Here is an 874-nt window from a genome sequence, read left to right as displayed (position 1 = left end):
AGCAGTGATGAATTGAGCCTGTGTGCCTTTGCCGGCGCCTGGTGCGCCCAACAATAATACTTTCATGATGAGTCCTTTTGGTTGACGGATTTAATGTTCAGATAATTTTACACGGCTTGTGTTTATCGTTCAAAACTTCAGACGGCCTCTTTCGGGCCGAAATGCTTCCATGCATCGTCGCGCATTTCGATAAACCATGAGTCTTCAGGAAATCGCTCTATCGCGTCTTTCAAAGTGGAAAGCAAGTTTTGCGATAAGGCTTTCGCCAAATATTCTTCCTCATTGGCTTCGGCCGCTTTGTCAGGCTGCTGCGCCAAACCGATTGCACGAGTTTGATGGCCATGAGCCAAATAGTTGAGCGCAATGATTTTTTGTGCCCAAAGCTGCGGAACATCCGGATTGTCTTGCAGCAATACCGACAAAATCGATACGGCAACGGTTAAGCGTCCGCCGTTCATACGCAAGTCCAACGACTGGTTGGGCGGCAAAGTGCTGAGCATTTCTGCCATGCGGAACCAAAACTCGCCGCTTGCCTGCTCTGGCGCTTCTATTTTCAGCATGTCATAGTTAAATTCTTGTTCGTCTTCTCTTACCAGCTTCGCCACATCGGCAAGCAATTTTTGTTCTTCACGGCTCAAATGGCGTAAATCATTCATGTTTTTTCCTTTCAGACGGCCTCGAACACAGCCCTTACCCTGTCCAAATCTTCCTGCGTATCCACGCCGGCGGCTGGCGCTTCTTGGGCAATTTCAACGGCAATCGGATAACCGTGCCACAGGACGCGCAATTGTTCCAGCGATTCAATGGTTTCCAAAGGAGAAACTTCCATTTCGGAATAGCGTTGCAGGAAACCTGCACGATAGGCATAAATGCC

Annotated in this window: 1 protein-coding gene and 2 pseudogenes; all 3 read right to left on the bottom strand. The window is 48.7% G+C overall.

The window, feature by feature from the left end; genetic code table 11:
* A pseudogene (locus ACTHS3_RS15705) lies at positions 1-66 on the bottom strand (adenylate kinase); the annotation flags it as partial.
* A gap of 71 nt (positions 67-137) precedes the next feature.
* On the bottom strand, positions 138-656 hold the full coding sequence (locus tag ACTHS3_RS15700) for a 3-deoxy-manno-octulosonate cytidylyltransferase (protein WP_070607679.1): 519 nt from the start codon (positions 654-656) through the stop codon (positions 138-140).
* 11 nt (positions 657-667) lie between these two features.
* Positions 668-874, bottom strand: a pseudogene (locus ACTHS3_RS15695) (3-deoxy-manno-octulosonate cytidylyltransferase); the annotation flags it as partial.

This window comes from Neisseria sp. P0009.S007 (assembly GCF_051962515.1).
This window is presented reverse-complemented; position numbering and strand designations above follow the sequence as displayed.

What these genes read in the sequence shown, in the direction of transcription:
- ACTHS3_RS15700 (WP_070607679.1), bottom strand. Translation starts at nt 656, where the DNA reads ATGAATGATTTACGCCATTTGAGCCGTGAAGAACAAAAATTGCTTGCC.